The organism is Bacillus sp. MM09(2025), assembly GCF_050496725.1.
Lineage (GTDB): Bacteria > Bacillota > Bacilli > Bacillales > Bacillaceae > Bacillus > Bacillus pumilus.
Genome location: NZ_JBNWEN010000004.1, coordinates 1309209 through 1333161 on the forward strand (window position 1 = coordinate 1309209; position 23953 = coordinate 1333161).

Annotated in this window: 25 protein-coding genes; 9 read left to right on the forward strand and 16 right to left on the reverse strand. The window is 39.9% G+C overall.

The features are described from left to right. Window positions 1–36: 36 nt before the first annotated feature. The 4 genes from ssbA to ACQYAC_RS13010 form a co-directional block, all read right to left on the reverse strand. Complete coding sequence (gene ssbA / locus ACQYAC_RS12995) at window positions 37–582, reverse strand: single-stranded DNA-binding protein SsbA (RefSeq protein ID WP_003215157.1); 546 nt, start codon at window positions 580–582, stop codon at window positions 37–39. Between the two features lie 36 nt (window positions 583–618). Then, entirely contained in the window at window positions 619–906 is a 288-nt protein-coding gene (gene rpsF, locus ACQYAC_RS13000; protein ID WP_003215073.1) for a 30S ribosomal protein S6, read from the reverse strand. A gap of 108 nt (window positions 907–1014) precedes the next feature. Further along, the gene (ychF, locus tag ACQYAC_RS13005) at window positions 1015–2115 is read right to left on the reverse strand and encodes a redox-regulated ATPase YchF (RefSeq protein ID WP_429943452.1); all 1101 of its coding nucleotides are present in this window, start codon (window positions 2113–2115) and stop codon (window positions 1015–1017) included. A gap of 216 nt (window positions 2116–2331) precedes the next feature. Continuing rightward, window positions 2332–2538 carry a DUF951 domain-containing protein gene (locus tag ACQYAC_RS13010; RefSeq protein WP_012011910.1) on the reverse strand — a complete coding sequence of 69 codons (207 nt, stop codon included), beginning with the start codon at window positions 2536–2538 and terminating at the stop codon, window positions 2332–2334. A 292-nt stretch (window positions 2539–2830) separates the two neighbouring features. Here ACQYAC_RS13010 and ACQYAC_RS13015 point away from each other — a divergent pair, with 292 nt between their 5' ends. Next, a complete protein-coding gene (locus ACQYAC_RS13015; protein WP_429943453.1) occupies window positions 2831–4150 on the forward strand; it encodes a hydrolase in 1320 nt (439 codons plus the stop codon). Between the two features lie 15 nt (window positions 4151–4165). After that, complete coding sequence (locus tag ACQYAC_RS13020) at window positions 4166–4576, forward strand: hypothetical protein (RefSeq protein WP_044139037.1); 411 nt, start codon at window positions 4166–4168, stop codon at window positions 4574–4576. Between the two features lie 25 nt (window positions 4577–4601). Here the strand turns inward: ACQYAC_RS13020 and ACQYAC_RS13025 are convergent, their stop codons facing one another. After that, window positions 4602–5657 carry a YkvI family membrane protein gene (locus ACQYAC_RS13025; protein ID WP_081042246.1) on the reverse strand — a complete coding sequence of 352 codons (1056 nt, stop codon included), beginning with the start codon at window positions 5655–5657 and terminating at the stop codon, window positions 4602–4604. Between the two features lie 72 nt (window positions 5658–5729). Here ACQYAC_RS13025 and yyaC point away from each other — a divergent pair, with 72 nt between their 5' ends. Continuing rightward, window positions 5730–6356, forward strand: a complete 627-nt coding sequence (yyaC, locus tag ACQYAC_RS13030; protein WP_034660655.1) for a spore protease YyaC — start codon at window positions 5730–5732, stop codon at window positions 6354–6356. A 25-nt stretch (window positions 6357–6381) separates the two neighbouring features. On the opposite strand, the gene ACQYAC_RS13035 is transcribed toward yyaC, so the two are convergent. From ACQYAC_RS13035 to rpmH, 11 genes are all read right to left on the reverse strand, one after another. Next, window positions 6382–7236, reverse strand: coding sequence for a ParB/RepB/Spo0J family partition protein (locus ACQYAC_RS13035; RefSeq protein ID WP_429943454.1), 855 nt, complete (start codon window positions 7234–7236; stop codon window positions 6382–6384). Beyond that, window positions 7229–7990 carry a sporulation initiation inhibitor protein Soj gene (gene soj / locus ACQYAC_RS13040; RefSeq protein WP_034620351.1) on the reverse strand — a complete coding sequence of 254 codons (762 nt, stop codon included), beginning with the start codon at window positions 7988–7990 and terminating at the stop codon, window positions 7229–7231. Before soj ends, ACQYAC_RS13035 begins: the two co-directional genes overlap by 8 nt. A 235-nt stretch (window positions 7991–8225) precedes the next feature. Further along, on the reverse strand, window positions 8226–9050 hold the full coding sequence (locus tag ACQYAC_RS13045; protein ID WP_058013183.1) for an orthopoxovirus pf05708 family protein: 825 nt from the start codon (window positions 9048–9050) through the stop codon (window positions 8226–8228). Window positions 9051–9168: 118 nt separating this feature from the next. After that, window positions 9169–10044, reverse strand: coding sequence for a nucleoid occlusion protein (gene noc, locus ACQYAC_RS13050; RefSeq protein ID WP_003214896.1), 876 nt, complete (start codon window positions 10042–10044; stop codon window positions 9169–9171). A 105-nt stretch (window positions 10045–10149) separates the two neighbouring features. After that, a complete protein-coding gene (gene rsmG / locus ACQYAC_RS13055; protein WP_012011919.1) occupies window positions 10150–10869 on the reverse strand; it encodes a 16S rRNA (guanine(527)-N(7))-methyltransferase RsmG in 720 nt (239 codons plus the stop codon). Window positions 10870–10882: 13 nt separating this feature from the next. After that, a complete protein-coding gene (mnmG, locus tag ACQYAC_RS13060) occupies window positions 10883–12769 on the reverse strand; it encodes a tRNA uridine-5-carboxymethylaminomethyl(34) synthesis enzyme MnmG (RefSeq protein ID WP_058013181.1) in 1887 nt (628 codons plus the stop codon). A 17-nt stretch (window positions 12770–12786) separates the two neighbouring features. Then, a complete protein-coding gene (gene mnmE / locus ACQYAC_RS13065; protein WP_044139031.1) occupies window positions 12787–14166 on the reverse strand; it encodes a tRNA uridine-5-carboxymethylaminomethyl(34) synthesis GTPase MnmE in 1380 nt (459 codons plus the stop codon). Window positions 14167–14569: 403 nt separating this feature from the next. Further along, the gene (gene jag / locus ACQYAC_RS13070) at window positions 14570–15193 is read right to left on the reverse strand and encodes an RNA-binding cell elongation regulator Jag/EloR (RefSeq protein ID WP_169056125.1); all 624 of its coding nucleotides are present in this window, start codon (window positions 15191–15193) and stop codon (window positions 14570–14572) included. After that, window positions 15190–15972: a YidC family membrane integrase SpoIIIJ gene (spoIIIJ, locus tag ACQYAC_RS13075; protein WP_095117972.1), complete on the reverse strand. Its 783-nt coding sequence runs from the start codon at window positions 15970–15972 to the stop codon at window positions 15190–15192. Before spoIIIJ ends, jag begins: the two co-directional genes overlap by 4 nt. 158 nt (window positions 15973–16130) lie before the next feature. After that, window positions 16131–16490, reverse strand: a complete 360-nt coding sequence (gene rnpA / locus ACQYAC_RS13080) for a ribonuclease P protein component (protein ID WP_003214983.1) — start codon at window positions 16488–16490, stop codon at window positions 16131–16133. A gap of 78 nt (window positions 16491–16568) precedes the next feature. After that, window positions 16569–16703: a 50S ribosomal protein L34 gene (gene rpmH / locus ACQYAC_RS13085; RefSeq protein ID WP_008360908.1), complete on the reverse strand. Its 135-nt coding sequence runs from the start codon at window positions 16701–16703 to the stop codon at window positions 16569–16571. A gap of 620 nt (window positions 16704–17323) precedes the next feature. Here rpmH and dnaA point away from each other — a divergent pair. The 6 genes from dnaA (at window position 17324) to gyrB (ending at window position 23730) form a co-directional block, all read left to right on the forward strand. Then, window positions 17324–18664 carry a chromosomal replication initiator protein DnaA gene (gene dnaA / locus ACQYAC_RS13090; protein ID WP_058013178.1) on the forward strand — a complete coding sequence of 447 codons (1341 nt, stop codon included), beginning with the start codon at window positions 17324–17326 and terminating at the stop codon, window positions 18662–18664. 196 nt (window positions 18665–18860) lie between these two features. Beyond that, a complete protein-coding gene (gene dnaN / locus ACQYAC_RS13095; RefSeq protein ID WP_041815072.1) occupies window positions 18861–19997 on the forward strand; it encodes a DNA polymerase III subunit beta in 1137 nt (378 codons plus the stop codon). 151 nt (window positions 19998–20148) lie between these two features. Beyond that, window positions 20149–20364 (forward strand): S4 domain-containing protein YaaA, encoded by a 216-nt coding sequence (yaaA, locus tag ACQYAC_RS13100; protein ID WP_041815077.1) that lies wholly within the window; start codon window positions 20149–20151, stop codon window positions 20362–20364. Window positions 20365–20380: 16 nt separating this feature from the next. Further along, window positions 20381–21493 (forward strand): DNA replication/repair protein RecF, encoded by a 1113-nt coding sequence (gene recF / locus ACQYAC_RS13105; RefSeq protein WP_061406450.1) that lies wholly within the window; start codon window positions 20381–20383, stop codon window positions 21491–21493. A 17-nt stretch (window positions 21494–21510) separates the two neighbouring features. Next, the gene (gene remB / locus ACQYAC_RS13110) at window positions 21511–21756 is read left to right on the forward strand and encodes an extracellular matrix regulator RemB (RefSeq protein ID WP_061406453.1); all 246 of its coding nucleotides are present in this window, start codon (window positions 21511–21513) and stop codon (window positions 21754–21756) included. A gap of 57 nt (window positions 21757–21813) precedes the next feature. Next, window positions 21814–23730 (forward strand): DNA topoisomerase (ATP-hydrolyzing) subunit B, encoded by a 1917-nt coding sequence (gene gyrB / locus ACQYAC_RS13115; protein ID WP_429943957.1) that lies wholly within the window; start codon window positions 21814–21816, stop codon window positions 23728–23730. The last annotated feature ends 223 nt before the right edge of the window (window positions 23731–23953 follow it).

Consider the following 23953-nt stretch of genomic DNA (forward strand, 5'->3'; position numbering starts at 1 on the left):
ACACCTTTCCTTTAGTCATTAGTTTTTTCAGATCAATTAGAATGGCAAATCATCATCGGAGATGTCAATCGGTTTACCGTCATTCGCAAATGGGTCATCATTGAAGCTATTTCCCTGATTACGATTTTGTTGGTTGCTTTGATTGCCATAAGGATTTTGACTTGGTTCATTTCCAAATGGATTCTGATCGTTTTGGCTACCGCCATAATACTGGCCTCCGCTATTACCACCGCCGCTGTATCCACCTGAACCAGCACCGCCGCTCTTAGGCTCAAGAAATTGAACACTTTCAGCTTGAACCTCTGTCACGAAGACACGCTGTCCTTGCTGATTTTCATAGTTTCTTGTCTGCAAACGACCGTCTACACCGGCAAGACTTCCTTTTTTCAAGAAATTAGCCACGTTCTCGGCTTGTCTTCTCCAAGTAACACAGTTAATGAAATCGGCTTCACGCTCTCCAGATTGATTCGTAAACGTACGATTCACAGCTAGAGTAAACGTGGCTACAGCCGCACCATTAGGCGTGTAGCGAAGCTCAGGGTCTTTTGTTAGTCTTCCGACCAATACAACACGGTTTAGCATATTGAAAGACCACCTTTAAATATATATTTCAATGATTTATACTTCTTCTTTAACAACAATGTGGCGAATGATATCGTCACTGATCTTAGCTAAGCGGTCAAATTCTTGAACTGCTGCAGCGTCAGATTGAACGTTTACGATTTGGTAGAAGCCTTCACGGAAATCGTTGATTTCGTATGCAAGACGACGTTTACCCCAATCCTTTGTTCCAGTGATCTCCGCACCGTTAGAAGTTAACACGTTATTGAAACGCTCGATAACTGCTTTTTTAGCCTCATCGTCAACTGTTGGGCGGATGATGTACATAACTTCGTACTTTCTCATCTGATTGCACCTCCTTTTGGTCTAAGCGGCCCTATACGGGCAAGGAGCAATAAATTATATTACTCACAATTGTATATTATAACAAATTACTTGGCCTATGACAAGAACCTATACATTAAAACGGAAATGAATGACGTCTCCATCTTTCACTATATATTCTTTACCTTCTAGACGGACTTTTCCAGCCTCTTTTGCAGCAGACATACTTCCACCAGCAAGTAAATCTTCATATGCAACCGTTTCAGCACGAATAAACCCACGTTCAAAGTCCGTATGAATGATTCCAGCACATTCCGGTGCCTTCATTCCCTTTTTAAACGTCCAAGCGCGTACTTCCTGCTCACCTGCTGTGAAATAAGTAGCTAAACCAAGAAGTGAATAAGATGCTTGAATCAGCTGATCTAGACCTGACTCTTTGATGCCAAGCTCTTCAAGGAACATCTGCTTCTCTTCTCCTTCAAGCTCTGCAATTTCAGACTCGATCTTCGCACAAACGACGATGACTTCAGCATTTTCACCAGAAGCAAACTCACGGATTTGCTGCACATATTCGTTGCCGTCATGATCTGCTACTTCATCCTCACTCACATTTGCTACATAAAGAACAGGTTTAGATGTGAGTAAATGAAGCTGTTTCACAAGCTTCTGCTGCTCATCAGTAAATTCTACAGATCTTGCCGATTTCCCAGCTTCAAATGCGTACATTAGCTTCGACAAAATATCAAATTCAGCTACCGCTTCCTTATCCTTTTGTTTTGCAAGCTTACTGACACGAGCTAAACGTTTTTCAACTGTTTCTAAATCAGCCAAAATCAACTCTAAATTAATGGTTTCGATATCTGACACAGGGTCAACCTTACCTGATACGTGTGTGATGTTATCATCTGCAAAAGCTCTCACCACGTGACAGATCGCATCTACTTGACGAATGTGAGAAAGGAATTTATTCCCTAAACCTTCACCTTTTGAAGCCCCTTTGACAATACCGGCAATATCAGTGAATTCAAAAGCAGTCGGAACTGTCTTTTTCGGCTGCACCAATTCTGTTAGTTTTTGCAAACGTTCGTCTGGAACTTCTACAATTCCAACGTTTGGATCAATGGTACAAAACGGATAGTTAGCAGACTCCGCTCCAGCCTGTGTAATTGCATTAAATAGCGTTGACTTCCCGACGTTAGGTAAGCCAACAATACCAGCTGTTAAAGCCATTCTTTCATCTCCTCTATATCAAACGTGCTCGTTATACTGCGTAATATGAACCTAGAGCAATTATAAGTAGGTTTACATGAAAAGACAAGCTAACCGTTATGCATTATCAATAGAAGAAAGATTGCCAAAAAGAATAAATCAATGCTTTAAAACGGGAATTTGCATCTAATTCTTCTATACAAAAGACGAATTTCATCAAAAAAGCATGAGGCCTACTTAAGCAGTTGGCTCCTCATGCTTGACGAGAATTTTCTTCATTTTTCGTTCAAAGTCTCTTCTTGGGATCATGACGCTATGCCCGCAGCCTTCACATTTAATGCGAATATCCATGCCCAACCGAATCACTTTCCACCGATTGACACCACATGGATGGGGTTTTTTCATTTCAACGACGTCATGCAACCCAAACGCTTTGTCTGCCATCAGCTTTCACCTCTCTTGCTCACTTCATTGAATCTATTGTACAAAAAAACGGCGATGAAGAGCAATGCACAAAACAAATGCCCTCTTTCAATCGTTCCTCCTTTTCTTTTTTTGAAAAAACCCTTCTTTTAGATCATTTCATTTGTGACCAATAGTTACTTAAACTCCGCTTTTTTTCAATATTGTCACAAACACTGTAGGTCAAAAGGTTTTTATTGGTAGAACGCTGTGGTTTTTCCATATTTTTTGATTTATGATATCTGCATAAATGTTATGTGAGGGAGCAGGTACGATGGTCAATCGAAAGGATAGATTAACTGATAAAGAATATAAAATCATATCCGATCATGCTGGAGACATAGATAATTACCAGCAGCACCATACGATAGAAATAGGTCAGCAAATGCTCACTGTCCATGATTTTCTCAAGGTCGATCATCAATTATATGGTTTAACGATGCAGCCGGAACAATCAGATGAGTTCATCGTCGCTTTTCACTGTCCGATGCCAAAGCAAATGCCGGTGACCTCGCCACAAGATGTACACACCGCGGCACAGTCATTGCTTAAAACGGATTATGCCTATCCCATTGAAAGGAAGTCCCTTGATGTCAATCAAGATCATGTCTTTTTTAAAGGGAAGGAATACATAGAGCAAGTCAGTCAGAAGCATCCCAATGCAGGTATCTATCTCACTGGACAAGCCCTTGCCGGTGCTGTTTGTGCTTATGTTGCAACAGAACAGCCAGCTGTCAAAAAAGCCGTCACCTTTGATAGCCCCAATATATGGAGCAGTCTGGCGCCTTCGATTCAGCAGAAAGCGCAGCAAGGTCAATATACACGGATCTTGACTGAATATATTCAACCTAGTCATTATGTAGGTTTACTCAATCGTCATGATCATGGAGTTGGTCAAGTGAAGTACACCGTGCCGCCACAGCAGCAAGGCGATGTCCAAGAACCTGTTAAATATAAACAAAGAGAAATTGACACCTTTTTAAAATCAGCTTTTGCGTCTATGAATATAGAATGGAACGAATCCTTTGATACAAATGCTTTTTTAGCGCTTATTTCTGGGAGCTTAAAAGGAAATGGGTATTCATTCCACAAAGATGGATCTGCCCGAATTTTAGATCAACAGCTTGATCATAATACAAGTTTTACAGCTATGCTGTTGCAAGAAATCCATTCTGGACGTGCATATGCACAAAGTGGTCTAGAAATTATCATAAAATCCCATTTACTGAAAAATTCATCCTACGATCTCCAAAGTGTGATTGAACATGAAGTACACACTATATTTGATAAAATCGATGGGATCGATGAAAGTGTAAAAGACGCCGTCCAGCATGTAAAACAAGAGCTCAAAGGACTCGTAGGCTTTGGCCACTATGATTTATTAAGTCCAAGTGATGTGGAAGCACTGATAGAAGAAGTCAGGATGGAACAACATCATTCCTCCTTTTATTCACATGAAAAACAACTGAATGCCCTATACACCTTGAGAGATTACGAACAAGAACTTTCTACCCTTTCAAGACATATGTACACAATGGGTGATGATTACGCCAAGGCAGATAGGCGCCTTGCGATGCAAATGGGTATTTATTAAGAAAGGAGTCGCCGCATGATCAATCAAAATAAACCTCCTAGTGACGCCCAGCGTTTCTTGCAAAATGTGAGTGCCCGCCGATCTATGTCTGTATTTGAAAATCAATCGGCACCACAAACACAAACGCAGTCCCCAGAAGAAATAGCCGCAATTCAGGCCATACGAAGAGAAGGACAGCGAAAGGATCTAAAACGGCTGCTCAAAATGCGGCTGCATGACGAATTAGCAAACACTCGTGTGCACTTGGAGTATCAATTGTCTAAAACCGAAGACATGATCAATCAGACGACCATTGTCAAACAACACATCTCCCAGCATTTAAAAGGACAAGCCATTTCAGAATTAGAGGAACGCCTTCAGCGTCTCAAGCAAATGCCAGTCTATGATGATATCAAAGACGCCATTGACTCTATTCGGATAAAATAAGCACAGCTCTGACAAAGAGAGGTGCTTATTTTATTTTATCAATATAATTTTTAGGGCGAGAAAATATCTTTTTACTTAAAATCGGATATAGCATTAAACACACAAGCAAATAAAGATTCAGCAAGCTATATATCGGATATAAGAAAGCAATTAAATCGGCAAACCCAAGAGATGTCAAAGGTGCCATCAACAGAAGCATCACGAGCACAACCAGCCAGCGGGGCAATGGTACAAAAGAGAGCATTCGGCTCGATAAACCAAATAAACCTGCCGCTGTCGTCGTATAAATGGCTAGACAAAGGACAACAGTCATAAACACAAACAATGATGTCGGCGCTCCTTCTAATACTGTAAACAAAGGAATGCCTTCTGCTGATAGGCTCCCAGAAATATCAACCAGTATTTCGTTATACACGTACGAGATGACCCCAAAAATCAGGCCACTTAATATACTCGCCACTTTGGCCTCGCCAAGGCCCTTCATTTCTTTTCCAACCGAAGACAGCACTGCGACCACAGATAAGATATTCAAAGAAGCAAAGACAATGCTGGCAGGCCAATTATACTGCTGCCCAAAATCGATCCGCCACATATGATCATGGTTCATATAATAAAAAACAAACGCATAGATGAGCCCCGCCACCAAAATTGGTATAATGAAAGCATTCACAGATAAGAGCCCTTTCACATCCCAGAAAAAAATCATAAATGAAAATAAACAAAATGCACCGATACCCACCCAAAATGGCACATGATACATCTCGAGCGTCACTCCGCCACCGGCAATCATGACTGTCGTTGTCGTGAATAAATAAAGGACAATTAAAACGTCATACACTTTAGCCAGCCATGGACCGACAAGTCGCTCTAACACTGGCACAAAGTGATCGGCACGTACCTCATAACTGATTTTTAACACCACATAGGTAGACAGCATGAACATCAATGTAAACAGTAGAATGGCTAGTCCACTATCAATGCCAAAAAACTGCCAAATTTCTTGGCCGGAAGCATACCCCGCTCCTATTAAGCTTCCTAAAATTAAAAGCGTCCACCTTGAACCAGCCTTCCACACAATCATCACCTCATAGGTATAGAATTAAGCTTGTTTCCGTATACTGTTACTAACTACTATGACAAGGAAGTGAGACCTATGAATAGCAAGAACGGTCTTTTTTTTAGAAATAGGGTGAAAGAATACGTGTCCCATACGGATACAAACGCCATTCAACAGCTTAAAAGTATTTTATTCTCGCATCTTCAGAAAGCAGGGAAAAGACCCGTCGCCATCGTTTGTATTGGAACAGACCGCTCAACTGGCGACTCTCTAGGTCCACTTGTTGGTACAAAGCTTTCAGGTCTTGATTTGAAAAAGCTTCATGTATATGGAACGCTCTCTGATCCAGTTCATGCGGTCAATTTAAAAGAAAAGCTCGCTGAAATTGAACAAGCTCATAAACATCCGTTTATTGTAGCGATTGATGCCTGTTTAGGAAGAGTGAAAAGTGTAGGCTCCTTCCAAATTGGAGATGGACCGTTAAAGCCTGGAGCGGGTGTACAAAAGGAGCTGCCAGAAGTAGGAGATATTCATATTAATGGGATCGTCAATGTGAGCGGCTTTATGGAATACTTCGTTCTTCAAAACACACGCCTTCATCTTGTCATGTCTATGGCCAATACACTTTCTGAAAGTCTATCTCATATTGATCAAATGGATTGGACGAGAGAAAAAAACCGTTCTCTTTTCGCACCTATTCAAAATATCACTGGGAGAATATAAAAAAGACCATCTCGTATCAAGATGGTCACTCTGATGCTTCTCTCGTAGAAAGCAATTCAAGGATTCTTTCTAAATCTTCGTTGGAGAGAAATTCAATCTCTATTTTTCCTTTTTTCTTCTGTTTCTTGATCGTCACTGAAGTGCCAAAGTAGTTTTGTAAGAAAGACTCTCTTTCTTTCAACACTCGATCCTTTGGTGCTTCTTTTTTCTTTGTTTCACGTGGAACATTTTCGTTTAACTGCTGAACAAGTTTCTCAACCTGACGTACGTTTAACCCCTCGTCCACGATTTTCTTTACCAATGGCGCCAGCTTATTTTTATTTTTCAAGCTAAGCAATGTTCTTCCATGCCCCATCGATAACGTTCCATCTGCAATCAGCTTTTGTACTTCATCCGGTAAAGTCAAAAGACGGAGATGGTTCGCAATATGCGGTCTGCTCTTCCCTAATCGCTTAGCTAATTCCTCTTGCGTCACACTTAGGTGATCTAGCAAAGAAGCATAGGCTTCCGCTTCTTCCAATGGAGATAAATCCTCGCGTTGCAGGTTTTCTAAAAGGGCAATCTCTCTCATGAGCGTTTCTGAAAATTCTCTGACGATCGCAGGAATCGTTGTCAGACCAGCTTCCTGTGCTGCACGGAAACGACGTTCACCTGCTACAATGTCATATCCTTTAATCGATTTACGGACAATGATCGGCTGTAAAACACCGTGCTGCTGAATGGATTCTTTGAGATCAGACAATGCATCTTCATCAAACGTTTTCCTTGGCTGATATGGGTTCGGACGCAATTCCTTTATTTTGATTTCTTCAACCGTTTCTTCATTTGAGTCTACAGTGTTAAATAATGCATTAATACCCTTTCCAAGACCTTTAGCCATTCGCATCCACTTCCTTTGCTAAGTCTAAATAGACATCTGCACCTCTTGAACGTGGATCATACAAGATAATCGGTTTCCCATGACTAGGCGCTTCACTCAGTCTCACATTGCGCGGAATCACGGTCTGATAGACTTTATCTCTAAAGTATTTCTTCACTTCTTCGATGACTTGAATCCCAAGATTTGTTCGTGCATCAAGCATTGTCAGCAAGACACCTTCAATGGCAAGATCCGTATTTAAATGCTTCTGCACGAGACGAACGGTGTTTAACAATTGGCTCAATCCTTCAAGCGCATAATATTCGCACTGTACCGGGATTAAAACGGAATCGGATGCTGTTAACGCATTAATCGTCAGTAATCCGAGTGATGGCGGGCAGTCAATAATCATATAATCATAATTTTGCTTAACAGATTCAAGTGCTCTCTTCAATCTCACTTCACGTGAAATCGTAGGCACAAGCTCTATTTCAGCCCCTGCAAGCTGTATCGTCGCAGGAATGACATCAAGATTTTCGACCTCTGTCGTCTTAATTACATCAAGAACATCTGCATCATCAACTAAAATATCGTACACGCACTTCTCTACGTCGGCCTTCTCAATCCCAATACCACTCGTGGCATTGCCCTGCGGATCAATATCAACTAACAACACTCGTTTACCTATGTATGCTAAACACGCACTCAAATTAACAGAAGTTGTCGTCTTCCCAACGCCGCCCTTCTGGTTGGTAATCGCTATGATTTTTCCCACGATGTCACCCACTTTCAACTTAACAAGTTTCTCATTCATTCATACTTCCTATTCTATCAAAAAAAGTATGAAACGTTTGCTTTTTTTGTTTCTCCATTATATATTCGTCAGCAAATGTCTATTTTCGTACATGAAAAGACGAACCTAAACGCATTGAAAAATATATCAATATATCTTTTTTCAAAAAAGATGTGCATAAAAAACCCTCACTTCCATCAAAAGTGAGGGGCACTTGTCAAAAATGTAATCCGCCAATTGTACGGCCTTCGTTCACAATAATCTTAGGGGTCACCGTTTTATAGCTTCTTTTTTTTAAGAATCCATAGGGGGTCTTAATGGTAAATGTCGCATGTCCTACAGCATCTCCTGTTTTAGCATAGGCCTGCCACACAATCTTTGAACAATAAGTCGGGTCCAGTGATTGAATTGACATGGTGATGGAGTATCGAGCCTTTGGATGAGCTTTCACATAATCGCGTGCCCATTCTCCTGCCAGGTCTGCTGTGTCTTCTTGATTAATACGAATGACCTTTGTATTGGCATTATAGCGAAACCAGTTAAGAATGGAATCAATCTGAGGATGCTGTCGAAACCCGGGAATAGAAGCAAAGCTTTTCTCATTAATGACGATACCTGCATGTCCAACGATTCCCTTCAAAGCATCAGTATTTGTCACCAATATATCCCCTTTTTTAGGCAAAATATCGGTACCAGGATACGGCTTTCCTAAAAGGCGCTTGATGGTGTGCGGCTTTTCATCCGTCACAAACTCATCCTGCTTGTTTTGTTGTAAGCCATAATCCTTCAAATGATCGCCAGCTGAAATCAAGTCAATTGTGTCATCCTGAGACTCATGATCATGATTTAATTGATCTAAAGTGATCTCTTTCGAAACTGCACCTTGTTTCTTCAGGACGTTCAGTTCTTTTTTGGTCAGTGGACTTTCTTCTGCAGGAACGGTTGGCGAATTCACAGCAAAGGTGGTTGTTTCATTTGTAAAAAGAAAAAAAGAAAATAGTAAATAACAAATAATAACAAAATTCATCTTTTTCATTTTCATCTAGTTGTGTCACCTCCTTTCTTCTATGAAAATCACATTTTACCAATTTATGATTAATAAGTAAATATAATGTAGAGTCAACAAAAAAAGCTGACGAGTGGCTCTCATCAGCTTTTTTCTATTTAGGAATGCGAATTGTTAATTGGATATATTCCTCAAATTCCTCTTCCTCGGTATTTATTTTAAGCCCGCTGTCTTCTACCATATGGAGAGACTGACGAATGGTATTCATCGCAATTCGTGTATCACGACTAAACGCCTTACGTTTTGGCTTCGGTTTGCGATCTGTTTTTTGTTCAAGCATTTTCACTACACGCTCTTCAGTCTGTTTTACATTCAGCTGCTTTTCGATGATTTCCTGCAATAGCGCGATTTGTAATTCTGGAAGCTTTAGGGGTACAAGTGAACGTGCATGCCTTTCAGAGATTTTTTTCTCTAAAATGGCCTGTTGTACCTCTTCAGGCAACTTTAAAAGTCTTAATTTGTTTGCAACAGTTGATTGTCCCTTACCTAAACGCTGAGCAAGCGCTTCCTGTGTTAAATCATGAAGCTCTAAAAGACGTGCATAGGCATGAGCCTCTTCAATAGCAGACAGCTCTTCTCTTTGCAAATTTTCAATCAATGCCACAGATGCCGTTTCCGTATCAGTAAAATCTTTTATAATAGCGGGGATTTTCTCCCAATGAAGAGTCTGTACCGCTCTCCAACGTCTTTCGCCGGCGATCAGTTCATATTTTCCTTCTTCTTCTGTCGGTCTGACAACAATAGGTTGAATAATGCCATGGGTATGAATCGTCGTGGCCAGCTCATGTATCTTTTCTTCTGAAAAAATGGTGCGTGGCTGAAAACGGTTTGGCATAATTGTGTCGACCGGGAGCTCCTGTATCTCTTCCTTTAATGTATCATGCTCAGCAATCTCTGCCTCTATTTCGGTTTCACGCTCAGGATGTTCTTTGTCACCAAGCCCGAAGAAGCGTGAGAGTGAATGCTTCATGAACCTACACCACCTTTAAAAACTACCTTTTTATAATTCTATTTTCTCATGTTTTTTCCTTCTGTAAAATCTTAAATATTGAAGAAAAACCGACCTTTTACATGATCAACCTTCTATTGGTGATTTATTAGGTGTTCCTGGTTTTCTAGGATATTTTTTTGGTGTTTGCTTTTTCTTTTCAATGACAATGATGTTCCGTTCGCTTTCTTCTAAAGGAAGAACAAAGGAATGCTTTTCAACAACCTCTCCTCCGAGGACAGTAACGGCTTTCTTTCCTGCTTGCATTTCTTCATCAGCAGCAGATGCTTTTAATGCCACAAACAACCCTTCCTTTTTTACAAGGGGCAGACATAGTTCGCTCAAGACGGATAAACGCGCAACTGCTCTAGCAGTGACAAGATCATAGCTTTCACGCTTTTCCTTACGTTGTCCAAACGTCTCCGCACGATCATGATAAAAAGTAGTATCTTGTAAGTTTAACCCTTTTGCTAACTCATTAAGAAACGTAATTCGTTTCTGAAGAGAATCAACAATGGTCACATGTAGATGAGGGAAGCAAATTTTAAGAGGAATGCTTGGGAAACCAGCACCAGCTCCAATATCGCAAATCGTCGTCACTTTGTGAAAATCAATGAAAAATGATGCGGAAATGGAATCATAAAAATGCTTTAAATACACTTCTTCCTTTTCAGTAATGGACGTCAAATTCATTTTCTCGTTCCATTCTACAAGCATGCGGAAGTAAGTTTCAAATTGTTCAAGCTGCACAGGAGAAAGAGTTATCCCTTTCTCCTCTAGTGCTGCTGTAAATTGTTCAATGTTCATGCCGACATCCTTTCTATTCTGCTATCTTCGCAATACGTCCCTGCTCTAAATATACTAATAGGATAGAAATATCAGCAGGGTTAACGCCTGAAATACGAGAAGCCTGTGCAACAGAAAGCGGTCGGACTTCTTTCAGTTTTTGTTTCGCTTCAGTTGCAATTCCTTTGATGGCATCATAATCAATACGATCAGGAATCTTTTTGTTCTCCATCTTTTTCAGCTTTTCAACTTGTTGGAGTGACTTTTCGATATAACCTTCGTATTTAATTTGAATCTCTACCTGCTCACACACATCAGAAGGAAGCGGTGTTTCAGCAGGAGCTAACTTCACAACTGATTCATAGTTCATTTCTGGACGCTTCATTAAATCACTTGCACGAATACCGTCCTTCAGCTCACTTCCACCAAGTGAACGAATAAATTCTTGTGTCTCAGCTGTAGGTTTGATGATGACTGAATATAGACGTTTTTTCTCTGCTTCAATGGCTTCTTTTTTCTGCTGGAATGCTTGGAATCTTTCTTGAGATATTAATCCAATATGATAACCAAGTTCAGTTAATCTTAAATCCGCATTGTCATGACGAAGAAGCAAACGATATTCTGCACGGGATGTTAAAAGACGGTAAGGTTCATTTGTTCCCTTTGTGACAAGATCATCAATGAGAACACCGATATATGCATCAGATCGGCTTAAAATGACTTCTTCTTTACCCAATGCTTTTCTTCCTGCATTAATACCTGCCATAATGCCTTGACCTGCTGCTTCCTCGTAGCCAGACGTACCATTAATTTGGCCAGCTGTATATAATCCAGAAATTTTCTTCGTCTCGAGTGTAGGCCACAACTGAGTAGGCACAATTGCATCATACTCAATGGCATAACCCGCTCTCATCATTTGTACATTTTCGAGCCCTGGGATGGTAGAAAGCATGCGCTGCTGTACATCCTCTGGAAGACTTGTAGATAATCCTTGAACATACACTTCCTGCGTATTACGACCTTCTGGCTCTAAGAAAATTTGATGTCTCGGTTTGTCATTGAAACGAACCACTTTATCTTCAATGGAAGGACAGTATCTAGGACCAGTTCCTTTAATCATACCTGAATACATTGGAGAACGGTGAAGATTCTCATCAATAATTTGATGTGTTTCTAAACTCGTATATGTTAACCAGCATGGCAGTTGGTCTGTTATATATTCAACCGTTTCATAGGAGAACGCCCGCGGAACGTCATCACCTGGTTGAATTTCTGTTTTACTATAATCAATCGAGTGACTATTCACTCGAGGAGGTGTTCCTGTTTTAAAGCGAACCAAATCGAATCCTAACTCTGCTAGGTGATCCGATAATTTGATGGATGGCTGCTGATTATTAGGACCACTTGAATACGATAGATCCCCTAAAATAATGCGGCCTTTTAAGAAAGTCCCAGTCGTTAATACAACTGACTTCGCACGATAGTTAGCCCCTGTTTGTGTAACGACACCTTTACATTCATCATCTTCTACAATTAAATGATCCACCATACCTTGAAGCATTGTCAGGTTCGGTTCATTTTCCATTGTTTTTTTCATTTCATGCTGATATTGGAACTTGTCTGCTTGCGCTCTTAAAGCACGAACAGCAGGTCCTTTCCCCGTATTCAGCATGCGCATTTGAATATGCGTTTTATCTATATTTCGTGCCATTTCTCCGCCCAATGCATCAATTTCTCTAACGACAATCCCTTTTGCAGGACCGCCTACGGACGGATTACATGGCATAAAAGCAACCATATCGAGGTTGATAGTCAATACAAGTGTTTTAGCGCCCTGTCTTGCAGAAGCAAGAGCAGCCTCAACCCCAGCATGACCGGCACCCACGACGATGACGTCATAATTGCCAGCTTCATAACCCATTTCTTATGTTCCTCCCTTTACTTTCCTAAACAGAATTGAGAGAATAACTGATCAATCAAGCTTTCATGAACAGCATCTCCTATAATTTCACCGAGCTGTTCCCAGCAGCGTGTTAAATCTATTTGAACAATGTCGATTGGTACGTCCATTTCAATTCCTTCAAGAGCATCCTCAATTGATTGTTTTGCTGCCTGAAGTAAGGCAATATGCCTTGTATTACTTACATACGTTAAATCTCCACTTTCAATTGATCCAGTGAAGAACAAAGATTGAATCGCCATTTCAAGCTCATCAATGCCCTTTTCTTGTAATAATGATGTAGTGACCACCGGACGATCCTTTGCTAACTGCTTGACCTTTTCTACATCAAGCTTAGGCTCAAGGTCTGTCTTATTCACAATCACGATAATATCCATACCTGAGACAGCCTCAAAAAGCTTAATATCTTCTTCTGATAATTCTTCGCTATAATTGAGCACAAGTAAAATCAGGTCAGCTTCTTTTAAGACCTGTCTAGATCGTTCAACCCCTATACGCTCAACAATGTCCTCTGTCTCACGTATACCCGCAGTATCGACTAGACGGAGAGGTACACCTCTTACATTCACATATTCCTCAATAACATCTCTCGTAGTTCCAGGAATATCTGTGACAATGGCCTTTGTTTCCTGTACAAGGCTATTCAGCAAGGAAGACTTGCCAACATTCGGCCTTCCTATAATGACAGTGGATAAGCCCTCTCGAAGGATTTTCCCTTGCTGTGAAGTCGAGAGAAGCGACTCAATTTCTTTTTTGACCGATGTCGCTTTTTCCACTAAGACGCGGTGTGTCATTTCTTCCACATCGTCATACTCAGGGTAGTCAATATTGACTTCAATATGCGCCAGTGTTTCTAGGATCTCGCCGCGCAGTCGCTGAACCAAACCGGAGAGACGTCCCTCCATTTGAGTAATTGCTACATTCATCGCTCGATCCGTCTTTGCCCGAATCAAGTCCATGACAGCCTCTGCTTGCGATAGATCTATTCTTCCATTTAAGAAAGCACGCTTTGTGAACTCACCTGGCTCCGCTAATCTTGCTCCTTCTCTTAAAGCAAGCTGCAATACTTTATTGACCGTTACAATTCCGCCATGGCAGTTAATCTCAATAACGTCTTCTCTCGTAAATGTTTTTGGCGCTCGAAGTACTGACACCATGACCTCTTCTATTACTTGATCAGTCCTTGCATCCACGATATGACCATAATGAATGGTATGAGAATCCACTGATACAAGTTTTTTCTCCTTAGGCCCTTTATACATCCGATCAGCGATCTGTACCGCCTCAGGCCCACTTAAACGAATAATCGCAATTGCTCCTTCACCCATCGGTGTCGAAATGGCTGCAATTGTATCCATCGCTCAATCACCTCTTTCTCTACTTTAATAGACAGTCTTTTATCTATTAAATGGACGTTGTCCATCTCTATATCAAAAACGCTTAATCCAAAATTTAAAGATACCATAAATGAAAGCGAAGTGAAAGTATCCTCTATCTAATTATCCACAACTTTGCATCCTATCTATTTTAACACTTAACTTATCCACATGTGAATAACGACGTTCTAAACTTATCTTCACATCTTACACCGAAACACAATAAATTTAAACGCCCCGATACCTTTGTTTACTTGTAAAAATGACATTTTCCACTCGAATTACATCCTAACTTTTTAGAAATAAAGGATGAATCTTCTATAGAAACACAATTTTTCAATAAAAAAAGACTAAAATCCAGCTTTGCTGAATTCTAGTCTTTCTGTTATTTTTTATACAGCACCACTACATGACGCTTACTGCCTGTATCTTCCGATGCCGTTGCTAGTTCTTTAGAAAAAGTAGCAATCGTATCATGAATTACTTTTCGTTCGTTCGAAGGCATTGGTTCTAAATGAACCTTTCTCTTCGTTTTTAAAACTTTGTTTGCCATCTTGACGGCATATTGTTCAAGTGCTTCTTGTCGCTTCTTCCTATAATCTCCAATATCGATGGTAATATGATGATACTGATCAGAATAGCGATTAAACACTAGCTGTACCAACGTTTCTAAAGAGTACAAAGTTTGTCCTCTTTTTCCAATCATTAATGACGTTTTATCTCCATCAATGTGGAAAGAAATCTTTTTCGGTTCCTGTTTGGAAATAATTTTCGCTTTAGGATCAATTGATTTAACAATATTATCTAAATACTGTGTAGCTAATTTAAGAGCATTTCTCTTTTCTATCAACTTGACTACAGCTTGTCTTTTGCCAAATAATCCTAAGAACCCTTTATTTCCTTCATCCACAATTGTGATATCTACTTCTTCTTTTAGAAGCTGAATTTGCTTAAGTCCGGAATCTACTGCTTCTTCGATTGTGCGACCGACAGCAGTTATTTCCTTCATTTTTTATTCCCGCCAGCTTTTTCTTTTGTATCTAATTTTACTTGAGGAGTTTTAATCACTAATGTTTGGATGATCATGAAAATGTTACCTACAACCCAGTACAATGAAAGTGCTGCTGGGAAACTAATAGCAAATACAATGATCATAATCGGCATAACCCATAACATGATCGCCATCTGAGGGTTGTCCGAAGGATTTCCAGCCATCATCAGTTTTTGCTGAATGAAAGTAGCTACCCCCGCAATGATCGGTAATAGGAACAATGGATCTGGACTGCCTAAGTCAAACCATAAGAATGTATGCTTTTTAATTTCTGCTGTTCTCATAATCGCATGATAAAAACCGATTAGGATTGGCATCTGAATTAAAATCGGGAAACAGCCAGCTAATGGATTGACACCATTTTTTTGGAAAAGGGCCATTGTTTCCTGCTGTAGCTGCTGCTGAGTTTTTTGATCTTTAGAGCTATATTTTTCACGAAGCTTTTTCAATTCAGGCTGCAATGCTTGCATTGCTTTTGTACTTCTTAACTGCTTAATCATTAATGGTAAAATGAGCAAGCGGATTAACAGTGTCACAATAATGATCGCAACCCCGTAGTTTTCACCAGTCAAATTTGCCATGTACGTGATTAATTGAGATAGCGGATAAACAATATAAGAGTTCCAGAATCCCTTACTATCTGATGTGATTGGTTCATTAATTTGTGTACATCCTGCCAATAGAACCAATGCGCCAATCAAGCTAAATATTAGTAATAATCGCCTTTTCAACAAGATTCCTCCCATTACTTCAAACTTTATTTAAGTTGGAATTGATTACGAAAGTGACTCACCTAATCAGTATGGTAACATTTTTTCATTACAAAGTGGTGGTTTCATTTTAATTCACTAGATGAAGGAAGCGCTTTTAAAAATTGATTCAACGAAAGTTTCTATTACGAAGACTTTTTCGGTTGTTGTTGATAAACAGCGGATTTTCTAAATAAATGTTGGAGAGACTTCTTTGTTTCTTCAAAGGTCAATTCACTTGCTGGTTTTCTTGCAATGACAATGTAGTCTTTTTCTTGCTTTAACTTATGACCTTCCTCTAAAAACACCTGGCGGATCAGTCGTTTAATTCGATTTCTCATCACTGCATTACCTATCTTCTTACTGACAGACAATCCTAAACGCAGTTCATCTTGATTTGGTTGATCCAGCTGGTAAATAACGAATTGACGATTCGCCATTGATTGACCTTTTTTAAACACTTTTTGAAACTCTTCATTTTTTTTTAGCCTGTTTCGCTTCTTCATGTTTTCTTCCACTCCGATAAAAACTGACAGTTCATTTACGATTTTATGTAAAAAAGACCACTGACATTATTCAGTGGCCTAAGCTGATAATTTTTTTCTACCTTTGCTGCGGCGTCGCTTTAAAACTAGACGTCCGTTCTTAGAACTCATACGGCTGCGGAAGCCATGAACTTTACTACGCTTACGGTTATTTGGTTGAAACGTTCTTTTCATTTATGACACCTCCCTGAGGAATAGCTGTTTAAGACAGTCTAACTCATTATATTTGTGTAACCCATCGATTGTCAATATCAACGATAAAACTCTTATTATCAACCTTATAAGCATAACATAATTTATCAAACGAAGAAACCTTCTTTTTTAGTTTCTAACATTTTATTCTCTTTTTCCTCCTAAAAGGCCTCCAAAACAAGGGTGTGGATATTTTTCCGGCATATTTAGACTATCCACATTCATTATCGACATTTTTTTCACACAAATAACCGGTGTGGATAATTAATTTTCAACAGGATGTAAAGTGTGTGGATAAGTTTGTGACACCCATTGCGCCATCGTGTTTATTTTGATATTATATTTGTGTTTTAACTCTTAATTAATTATCTGACCTATTTATGTTATCCACAAACTGTGGACAACCTGTGGAAAGATATTACACAGCTTGTTGAATTGTTTATCCACAGACTGTGTAATTTGTCGAAAAGACGTTTTTCTACTATATTATTTGTTTTCAACAATGTATGTGCACGAATGGTAATGACCATTTGCTCTTTTTCGTGTTCTATAACAGTTTGATACTGGTCATTTTAAAAAGAAAAGGAGGGGGGAGAAGCCTTATGGAAAATATTTTGGATCTGTGGAATAAAGCACTTCAAAAAATAGAGACAAAGTTGAGTAAACCTAGTTTTGAGACATGGATGAAATCGACAAAAGCCCATTCTCTTCAAGGTGATACGCTCACAATTACGGCACCTAATGAATTTGCTAGAGACTGGTTGGAATCAAGATATCTCCACTTAATTGCTGATACCATCTACGAACTGACAGGTGAAGAGCTCAGCATTAAATTTATTATTCCTCAAAATCAAGATGAAGTGGAAGCTATGCCAAAGTCTCCAATTAAAAAAATATCTAAAGAAGATCCCGTCGATATTCCACAAAATATGCTGAATCCAAAATATACATTTGATACTTTTGTTATTGGTTCAGGCAACCGATTTGCGCATGCCGCTTCACTTGCTGTTGCGGAAGCACCAGCAAAAGCATATAATCCGCTCTTTATTTATGGGGGCGTTGGTTTAGGAAAGACTCACTTGATGCATGCGATTGGTCATTATGTCATCGACCATAATCCATCAGCCAAAGTGGTCTATCTATCATCTGAAAAATTTACAAATGAATTTATCAACTCAATTCGAGACAACAAAGCTGTCGATTTCCGTAATCGCTATCGGAATGTCGATGTGCTTTTGATAGATGATATTCAATTTTTAGCAGGAAAAGAACAAACACAAGAAGAGTTTTTCCATACATTCAACACACTTCACGAAGAAAGTAAGCAAATCGTCATTTCTAGTGACCGGCCGCCGAAAGAAATTCCGACACTTGAAGACAGATTACGCTCTCGATTTGAATGGGGCCTAATCACAGACATTACCCCGCCAGATTTAGAAACGCGTATTGCGATTTTACGAAAAAAGGCAAAAGCAGAGGGCTTAGACATTCCGAATGAAGTCATGCTTTATATTGCCAATCAAATCGACAGCAACATTCGTGAACTGGAGGGTGCGTTGATTCGTGTCGTTGCTTACTCTTCTTTAATTAATAAAGACATCAATGCGGATCTAGCAGCTGAGGCGCTAAAGGACATCATTCCTTCATCGAAGCCAAGGGTCATTACAATTAAAGATATTCAAAGAATTGTAGGGCAGCAATTTAATATTCGTTTAGAGGATTTCAAAGCGAAGAAACGTACAAAGTCAGTTGCTTATCCAAGACAAATTGCCATGTATCTCTCTAGAGAAATGACCGATTCCTCTCTGCCTAAAATAGGAGAAGAATTTGGAGGTCGTGATCATACGACTGTCATTCATGCTCATGAGAAGATTTCGAAATTAATGGTTGAGGATGAACAGCTTCAGCAGCATGTGAAAGAAATCAAAGAACAATTAAAATAACCTGGCTGATATAATAAGTACGGGAAAATGTGAATAACTAGAACATAGTCATACACAGTCTGTCCACATGTGGATAGGCTGTCTTTCCTTTCTTTTTACCGACTTATCCACATATTCACAAGCCCTACTATTACTTCTACGATTTTTATTAATAAAATATATATACATGTCATTAAGAAAATTTAGGAGGACCACTATGAAATTCACGATTCAAAAAGATCGTCTTGTCGAAAGTGTCCAAGATGTATTAAAGGCCGTATCCTCTAGAACAACGATCCCTATTTTGACAGGGATCAAAATTGTTGCATCTGATGAGGGGGTTTCTCTCACAGGAAGCGACTCTGATATCTCAATTGAATCCTTTATTCCTCAAAGAGATGGAGATTTAGAAGTAATCACGATTGATCGTCCAGGGAGTATTGTGCTTCAGGCCCGCTTCTTTAGTGAAATTGTGAAGAAACTGCCAATGGCTACTGTCGAAATTGAAGTAGAACAAAATCACCTCACCATCATCCGTTCTGGTTCAGCGGAATTTAACTTAAACGGTCTAGATGCTGAGGAATATCCACATCTTCCGCAAATCGAAGAGCATCATGCATTTCAAATTCCGACAGATCTACTTAAAAACTTAATTCGTCAAACCGTTTTTGCAGTGTCCACCTCAGAAACACGTCCTATCTTGACAGGTGTAAACTGGAAGGTGGAAAAAGGTGAATTAATATGCACAGCGACGGATAGTCACCGTCTTGCTTTAAGAAAAGCGAAGCTGGATATTGACGAGGAAAGCTCATACAATGTCGTCATTCCAGGGAAGAGCTTAACAGAACTAAGTAGAATCCTTGATGACGGACAAGATCTTGTGAGCATCGTGATTACAGAAACGCAAGTTCTCTTTAAAGCACAAAACGTGTTGTTCTTCTCAAGATTGCTGGATGGTAATTATCCAGATACAGCTCGCCTGATCCCGCAGGAAAGTAAAACAGATGTTGTGGTCAATACGAAGGAATTCCTTCAAGCTATTGATCGTGCATCACTTTTGGCAAGAGAGGGACGTAATAATGTTGTAAAGCTGTCAGCTGATCCTGAACAAAGCCTTGAGATTTCTTCTAATTCACCTGAAATTGGTAAAGTAGTCGAAACGGTTCAAGCAGATGATATTAAAGGGGAGGACCTCAAAATCTCCTTTAGTCCAAAATATATGCTAGATGCGTTAAAAGTATTAGAGGGAACAGAAATTCATGTAAGTTTCACTGGTGCCATGAGACCGTTCCTGTTGCGCACACCAAATGATGATTCAATCTTGCAGTTGATTCTTCCAGTCAGAACATATTAATTCAATCTAAAATAGCTGCTGTGTGAGTGCACAGCAGCTTTTCTTCTCGTTTACCATGCTTTCTTTCATCACAGTTCGCTTTCCCCCCTTTCCTTCTTGTCTTGTTTTTTAGTACAATTAGATATTAGTGATATTGAAAGAGGTCGATACAATGCCTAATCCTATAACCATTGAGAAAGAAATGATTACATTAGGGCAATTTTTGAAATTAGCCGAAGTCATCCAATCTGGCGGAATGGCGAAATGGTTTTTAAGTGAACATGAGGTGTTCATTAATCAAGAGCCAGATAATAGACGGGGACGCAAACTATACCCAGGAGATGTTGTCGAGATAGAAGGTTATGGCACATTTCAAGTTGTGAATTAGAAACGGGTGACAATGCATGTACATTCAAAGTCTGGCGTTAACTTCATACCGAAACTATGAACACACCGAGCTTCAATTCGACAACAAGGTGAATGTCATGATCGGTGAGAATGCCCAAGGTAAAACGAACTTGATGGAAGCAATCTATGTATTGTCGATGGCAAAGTCGCATCGTACGTCAAATGATAAAGAACTTATCCGATGGGACCAAGACTATGCTAAAATAGAAGGTAGAGTCATTAAAAAAAATGGTCCACTCCCAATGCAGCTCGTGATCTCCAAAAAAGGGAAAAAGGGCAAGGTCAATCACATTGAACAACAGAAGCTCAGTCATTATGTTGGTGCGCTAAACACCATCATGTTTGCACCAGAGGACTTAAGTCTTGTAAAGGGCAGCCCGCAAATCCGCAGAAGATTCCTCGATATGGAGATTGGACAAGTTTCTGCTGTCTACTTGCATGATTTATCGCTCTATCAAAAAATTCTCTCTCAGCGGAATCATTACTTGAAACAACTGCAGACAAGAAAGCAAACGGATCAAGCGATGCTGGAGGTTTTAACAGAGCAGTTGATTGATGCGGCAGCGAAGGTTGTCAAAAGACGACTGACTTTTACGAAACAGCTCGAAAAATGGGCGCAGCCGTTGCATTTTGGCATATCTAGAGAGCTAGAAACACTCACGCTCCAATACCAAACGGCGATAGAGGTATCAGAAGCGTCAGACTTGTCGAAAATAAAGAATAGCTATGAAGAATCGTTTCAGAAACTAAGAGACAGAGAAATAGACCGAGGAGTGACGTTGTGGGGACCTCACAGAGATGATCTTCTTTTCTTTGTGAATGGTCGGGATGTTCAGACATATGGCTCTCAAGGGCAGCAAAGAACAACAGCTCTTTCACTAAAGCTGGCAGAAATCGACTTGATACACGAAGAAATCGGAGAATATCCCATTCTTCTACTCGATGATGTTTTATCTGAACTTGATGATTACAGACAGTCTCATTTGCTCCATACCATTCAGGGACGTGTACAGACCTTCGTCACCACAACAAGTGTTGAAGGCATCGATCACGCCACCTTGAAAGAAGCGGAAATTTTCAGAGTAGCCAGTGGGAAAGTAATTGACTGATAAATGAGGTGTGGGTCTTGTATATTCATTTAGGTGATGATTGTGTTGTTTCTACACGAGAGATTGTCGCAATTGTTGATTACAAAATGAGGTCGTCTTCTGTTGTAGAAGAGTTTCTTCAAAAACAAGAAGGACAAATCATTTCGTTATCACATGGGACACCCAAATCCATCGTCGTCACAACTAAATCTGTTTATTACTCTCCTCTTTCCTCAAGCACGCTCAAAAAACGTGCTTCATTTGTGATTGAAATTGAAGTCTAAAAGCTCAATTCATATAAATATATCGTTTAAGAAAAGTGTAGGTGAATGTACGTGGCAATGGAACAGCAACATAATAGTTATGATGAAAATCAGATACAGGTGCTTGAAGGACTAGAAGCTGTTAGAAAACGTCCAGGAATGTACATTGGGTCAACCAGTGCAAAAGGACTTCACCATCTTGTATGGGAAATTGTCGACAACAGTATTGATGAGGCTTTAGCTGGGTATTGCACAGATATTATGGTGCAAATTGAAAAGGATAATAGCATTACAGTGAAAGATAATGGCCGCGGAATTCCTGTTGGGATTCATGAGAAAATGGGACGTCCTGCTGTAGAGGTTATTATGACTGTTCTTCACGCTGGCGGTAAATTTGACGGCAGCGGTTATAAAGTATCTGGCGGTCTGCATGGCGTAGGGGCATCTGTTGTTAATGCGTTATCTACGACCTTAGACGTGACCGTATATCGTGATGGGAAAATTCATTATCAACAATTCAAACGCGGTGTTCCAGCTGGAGATTTAGAGATCATTGGTGAAACAGATGTTACAGGGACAACCACTCATTTTGTGCCAGATCCAGAAATTTTTACTGAAACCATTGAATTTGATTACGACACACTTGCTAACCGTGTACGTGAGTTAGCTTTCTTAACAAAAGGTGTAAACATCATTATTGAAGACTTACGCGAAGGTAAAGAACGACGAAATGAATACTGCTACGAAGGCGGTATTAAGAGCTATGTAGAACATTTAAATCGCTCAAAAGAAGTCGTTCATGAAGAACCTGTTTACATCGAAGGTGAAAAAGACGGAATCACGGTTGAAGTGGCATTACAATATAACGATTCCTATACAAGCAACATCTATTCCTTCGCCAACAATATCAACACGTATGAAGGCGGAACACACGAAGCGGGCTTTAAAACAGGTCTGACGCGTGTCATCAATGATTATGCTCGTAAAAATGGCGTATTCAAAGATGGAGACTCGAATTTGAGCGGTGAAGATGTGCGAGAAGGCTTAACAGCCATTATCTCTATCAAACATCCAGATCCTCAATTCGAAGGACAAACGAAGACAAAGCTTGGGAACTCAGAAGCAAGAACCATTACCGACTCCCTTTTCTCTGAAGCACTTGAGAAATTCCTCTTAGAGAACCCTGATTCTGCAAAGAAAATTGTGGAAAAAGGCGTGATGGCAGCACGTGCAAGAATGGCTGCCAAAAAGGCACGTGAGCTGACAAGACGTAAAAGTGCACTGGAAGTCTCCAGCTTACCGGGGAAACTAGCGGACTGTTCTTCTAAAGACCCTTCCATCTCTGAACTCTATATCGTAGAGGGAGATTCTGCGGGTGGATCTGCTAAGCAAGGTCGTGATCGTCACTTCCAAGCAATCTTACCGTTAAGAGGGAAGATCCTAAACGTTGAAAAAGCGCGACTAGATAAAATTCTATCGAACAACGAGGTTCGTTCAATGATTACAGCGTTAGGAACTGGAATCGGAGAAGACTTCAATTTAGAGAAAGCTCGCTATCACAAAGTTGTGATTATGACCGATGCCGATGTGGATGGAGCGCACATTCGAACGCTGCTTTTAACATTCTTCTATCGCTACATGCGTGAAATCATTGAAAACGGTTATGTGTATATTGCACAGCCGCCTTTATATAAAGTGCAGCAAGGAAAACGTGTTGAGTACGTGTATAACGATAAACAGCTAGACGAGCTGTTGAAATCACTTTCTCAAACACCAAAACCTGGACTTCAGCGTTATAAAGGTCTTGGAGAAATGAATGCTGCTCAGCTTTGGGAAACAACAATGGATCCGGATGCGAGAACACTTCTTCAAGTGACACTTGAGGATGCAATCGATGCTGATGAGACATTTGAAATGCTCATGGGAGATAAAGTAGAGCCGAGAAGAAACTTTATCGAAGAAAATGCGCAATACGTGAAAAACCTCGATATTTAGATAGATCCCTACTGAGAACAACCTTATTTCTTGTTTGGAATAAGGTTGTTTTTCAAGAAATAGGGGCGTGTAACCAATGTCCTGTTTTTCCGTGTTTTCGTTGATTTTCTAGTAAATAAATGTGTATAAAGACGAGATTATTGATATAATGGAGAATAGTCTTGTGAAGATAAATACATATTTTACTCCCACATAATTTATTTCATGTGATACGTAAAGGGAG

Coding starts and splice junctions, on each gene's coding strand:
- ssbA (WP_003215157.1), bottom strand. CDS start 582: ATGCTAAACCGTGTTGTATTGGTCGGAAGACTAACAAAAGACCCTGAG.
- rpsF (WP_003215073.1), bottom strand. CDS start 906: ATGAGAAAGTACGAAGTTATGTACATCATCCGCCCAACAGTTGACGAT.
- ychF (WP_429943452.1), bottom strand. CDS start 2,115: ATGGCTTTAACAGCTGGTATTGTTGGCTTACCTAACGTCGGGAAGTCA.
- ACQYAC_RS13010 (WP_012011910.1), bottom strand. CDS start 2,538: ATGGCAGACAAAGCGTTTGGGTTGCATGACGTCGTTGAAATGAAAAAA.
- ACQYAC_RS13015 (WP_429943453.1), top strand. CDS start 2,831: ATGGTCAATCGAAAGGATAGATTAACTGATAAAGAATATAAAATCATA.
- ACQYAC_RS13020 (WP_044139037.1), top strand. CDS start 4,166: ATGATCAATCAAAATAAACCTCCTAGTGACGCCCAGCGTTTCTTGCAA.
- ACQYAC_RS13025 (WP_081042246.1), bottom strand. CDS start 5,657: ATGATTGTGTGGAAGGCTGGTTCAAGGTGGACGCTTTTAATTTTAGGA.
- yyaC (WP_034660655.1), top strand. CDS start 5,730: ATGAATAGCAAGAACGGTCTTTTTTTTAGAAATAGGGTGAAAGAATAC.
- ACQYAC_RS13035 (WP_429943454.1), bottom strand. CDS start 7,236: ATGGCTAAAGGTCTTGGAAAGGGTATTAATGCATTATTTAACACTGTA.
- ACQYAC_RS13045 (WP_058013183.1), bottom strand. CDS start 9,050: ATGAAAATGAAAAAGATGAATTTTGTTATTATTTGTTATTTACTATTT.
- noc (WP_003214896.1), bottom strand. CDS start 10,044: ATGAAGCATTCACTCTCACGCTTCTTCGGGCTTGGTGACAAAGAACAT.
- rsmG (WP_012011919.1), bottom strand. CDS start 10,869: ATGAACATTGAACAATTTACAGCAGCACTAGAGGAGAAAGGGATAACT.
- mnmG (WP_058013181.1), bottom strand. CDS start 12,769: ATGGGTTATGAAGCTGGCAATTATGACGTCATCGTCGTGGGTGCCGGT.
- mnmE (WP_044139031.1), bottom strand. CDS start 14,166: ATGGATACAATTGCAGCCATTTCGACACCGATGGGTGAAGGAGCAATT.
- jag (WP_169056125.1), bottom strand. CDS start 15,193: ATGAAGGAAATAACTGCTGTCGGTCGCACAATCGAAGAAGCAGTAGAT.
- rnpA (WP_003214983.1), bottom strand. CDS start 16,490: ATGAAGAAGCGAAACAGGCTAAAAAAAAATGAAGAGTTTCAAAAAGTG.
- rpmH (WP_008360908.1), bottom strand. CDS start 16,703: ATGAAAAGAACGTTTCAACCAAATAACCGTAAGCGTAGTAAAGTTCAT.
- dnaA (WP_058013178.1), top strand. CDS start 17,324: ATGGAAAATATTTTGGATCTGTGGAATAAAGCACTTCAAAAAATAGAG.
- dnaN (WP_041815072.1), top strand. CDS start 18,861: ATGAAATTCACGATTCAAAAAGATCGTCTTGTCGAAAGTGTCCAAGAT.
- yaaA (WP_041815077.1), top strand. CDS start 20,149: ATGCCTAATCCTATAACCATTGAGAAAGAAATGATTACATTAGGGCAA.
- recF (WP_061406450.1), top strand. CDS start 20,381: ATGTACATTCAAAGTCTGGCGTTAACTTCATACCGAAACTATGAACAC.
- gyrB (WP_429943957.1), top strand. CDS start 21,814: ATGGAACAGCAACATAATAGTTATGATGAAAATCAGATACAGGTGCTT.